Consider the following 2,817-nt stretch of genomic DNA (forward strand, 5'->3'; position numbering starts at 1 on the left):
GCCGACGACCACGCCCGCCCGGAGTCCGTGCCGCGCGACCAGGTCCCCGGCTGCTGGGCACGCGCCCGGTTCCCGGCCGCCGGGCCGGGCCGCGCGGCGCGCGGTGCGCGGGGCCGTCTACGTTTCGGCGGGCCGAGCGGTGATACTGGGAGGCGCACCCGCACCCACCAGCAGATTGGCCCATGTCGAACTCCGCCACCGACCGCGCCGCCATCCCCCAGACCGTCTGGGCGGCCCGCGGCCGTCACACCGGTCCCGAACCCGAGGACGTCGTCCGCCGTACCCTGCGCCGGCACAAGGAGAGCGGAGACATCGACGACTTCGCCGAACCGCCCGCGCCCGAGGACTCGCCCGGCGCGGTCTTCGAGGCGCGCTGGCGGGCCGGCGGCACGGTGACCGTGCGCGCCCGGCTCACCCTCGTACCGCGGCACGTGAGGCCGCAGGGCCACGAGTGGCGGCTGGTCGCGGAGGCGGAGCAGCCGTGGAACGAGGGCTGGCCCTCGCCCGCGACGCTGTTCTGGCCCGAGGGCGGCTCCGGCGACGACGGCTCCTGGGACCACCACCCCACGGTCGCCGGCCTGCGCTTCCGGCAGGTCAACGCGCTGCCCGCGGACGACAAGGAGATGCGCCGCCGGCTGCGCGAGGCCGCCCGCGAGGCCTGGTGCGTCAATCTGGTCGTGCACGAGGCGATGACCCCCGACGAACAGGGCAAGCTGCCGCTGGCCCGGCTGCTGCCGCCGGGCCTCAGGCACCGGGTCGTCGAGCACCGCGCCGCACCCCACCAGCTGCGCGGCGTCAACTGGGCGCTCAAGGACCTCGACGTCGAGGTCCCGCGCGGCGGCGCCGTCCTTCTGCCCCCGAACCCGGCCCCCGAGGACTACGACGGCGCACCGCACCGGGTGCGCAGTGTCTTCCTGGACGGCTCCGAGCCCGCCGAACTCGTCGCGGCCCTGCGGCACTTCGTCGCCCTCGCCCGGCCCGCCCCGCACGACGCCGCCGAGGCGCTGGCGGACCTCAGGGACAACTGGACCCTGATGACCCACCAGGAGGAGCTGGACCGGGAGCGGCGGCTGGTCGCCATGTACGCCGAGGCGCTGGAGGCCATGACGAAGTCCCGGGACCTGTACAAGCAGGCCGCCGAGGAGGCCCTGGAGGCGCTGGCGGCCTACCGCGAGGTGCCCGCGCCCGCCCTGCCCCAGCAGCGGCCCGCCGCCCGGACCCCCGCCGCGTTGCAGCAGCTCACCCAGACGTTCGGGCGGCTGAAGCTGCCGGGGTTCCCCGGCAGGGCGAAGGCGGCCGCCGAGGACACCGCCGACGGCGCGGAGCTGCCGTCCCCGGACCGGCCGTCGTAGGCCCCGTACCGCACGAGCAGGCCCCGTACCGCACGAAGAGCCGCCAGGAGCGCGCGAGGAGCCCCGATGGATTCCACCACCACCCTGCTGCTGATCGCCGGCGTGCTCGCGGCGGGCCTGCTCGCCGGTGCCGTCGTCCTGCTCGTCCGGCTGGTGCGCACCCGGCGCGCGCTGCTGCGGGCCGGGCTGCCGACGGGGCCGCGGTGGGTGTTCTGGGGCGCGGTGGCCTATCTGGTGCTCCCCGCCGACCTGCTGCCGGACCCCGTCTACCTGGACGACATCGGCGTGCTCCTGCTCGCCCTGCGCAGCCTGCGTTCCGCCCTGCCCGCCTCGTCGGACCCGCCCCGGCTGCCCTGAGCGGGCGCCGGGTCGGGCACCATGGGGCGATGCAGCCCGTGTTCACCGGCGTGTCCGACGCCCCGGCCGCTCCCCAGGTCGCCGTTGTCGTCGATGTGATGCGCGCGTTCACCGTGGCCGCCGGAGCGTTCCGGCGCGGCGCCGAGCGGATCGTGTTCGCCGCCACCCAGGAGGAGGCCCTGGAACTGAAGGCCCGCAACCCCGGCCGGCTCGCTGTCCAGGACGGGCCGCCGGTGCCGGGGTTCGACCTCGCCGACTCCCCCGCCCGGCTGCGCGAACCGGACGTGCGCGGCCGGACGATCGTGCAGAGGACGACCGCCGGGACGACCGGGGCGCTCGCCGTGGCGGACGCCGGGCTGCTGCTGTGCGCGAGCTTCCCGGTGGCCAGGGCGACCGCCGAGGTGCTGCGGAGAAGCGAGGCGCGGACGGCGGCGTTCGTGATCACCGGGGACGACGGGCGGGCGGCGGCGGACCTGGCCTGCGCCGAGTACAGCGCCGCCCTGGTCCGTGCCCCCGCCACCGATCCCGGCCCCTGTCCGGCCCGGGCGCGCCGCTCCGGGGCCGCCGCGCGGCTCGCCGAGGGCGTGCGGCGCGGCTGGGGCGGGGTGCACCCCGAGGACGTGGAACTGTGTCTGGCGGCCGACGTCGACCCGTTCGCGATGGCCGCCGTCCGGCTGGACGGGCGGCTGGTGCTGCGGCCGGTGAGCTGACTCAGCTCCCGCCGCGGTCGCGGTCGCCCGTGCCGAGCAGGACGGCCAGCACCACGCCCAGCGCGGCGAGCGCGGCCGCGGCCGCCGCCGCGCCGGCCAGCCAGGGCGGAGCCAGGGTCGCCGCCCACAGCCGGGCCGGGTCCGGCAGCCCGAACCGGCCGCCGAGCACCTGGCCCGCGCCGAGCACCGTCGTGACCACGAGGGCGGACGCCGCCGCGGCGAGCCGGGCCTGCGCCGCCCGCGCGGGCAGGGCGAGGCCCAGCAGCATGCACAGCGCCGACGCGACCAGCGTGGCGCCGAGCAGGCCGTGGGAGAGACCGGCCCAGTAGCGCGGAGCGTGGGCCGCGCCGCACAGGAACACCAGCGCCGCCGCTGCCTGGGTGCCGGGCGGGGACAGC

The 2,817-nt window shown here is 77.7% G+C and carries 3 protein-coding genes and 1 pseudogene; 3 read left to right on the forward strand and 1 reads right to left on the reverse strand.

Features of this window, described 5'->3' with window-relative positions:
- Positions 1-182 precede the first annotated feature (182 nt).
- The 3 genes from FRZ03_RS06620 to FRZ03_RS06630 all read left to right on the forward strand — a co-directional run bounded on the left by FRZ03_RS06620 (position 183) and on the right by FRZ03_RS06630 (position 2,419).
- On the forward strand, positions 183-1,352 hold the full coding sequence (locus tag FRZ03_RS06620) for a hypothetical protein (RefSeq protein WP_146464202.1): 1,170 nt from the start codon (positions 183-185) through the stop codon (positions 1,350-1,352).
- A gap of 66 nt (positions 1,353-1,418) precedes the next feature.
- Entirely contained in the window at positions 1,419-1,709 is a 291-nt protein-coding gene (locus FRZ03_RS06625) for a DUF1232 domain-containing protein (protein WP_146464203.1), read from the forward strand.
- A gap of 29 nt (positions 1,710-1,738) precedes the next feature.
- Positions 1,739-2,419 (forward strand): 2-phosphosulfolactate phosphatase, encoded by a 681-nt coding sequence (locus tag FRZ03_RS06630; RefSeq protein ID WP_186785281.1) that lies wholly within the window; start codon positions 1,739-1,741, stop codon positions 2,417-2,419.
- 1 nt (position 2,420) lies between these two features.
- On the opposite strand, the pseudogene FRZ03_RS06635 reads toward FRZ03_RS06630, so the two are convergent.
- Positions 2,421-2,817 (reverse strand): annotated as a pseudogene (locus FRZ03_RS06635) (insulinase family protein); the annotation flags it as partial.

The sequence above is a fragment of the Streptomyces misionensis genome (assembly GCF_007896895.1).
Taxonomy (GTDB): Bacteria; Actinomycetota; Actinomycetes; order Streptomycetales; family Streptomycetaceae; genus Streptomyces; species Streptomyces misionensis_A.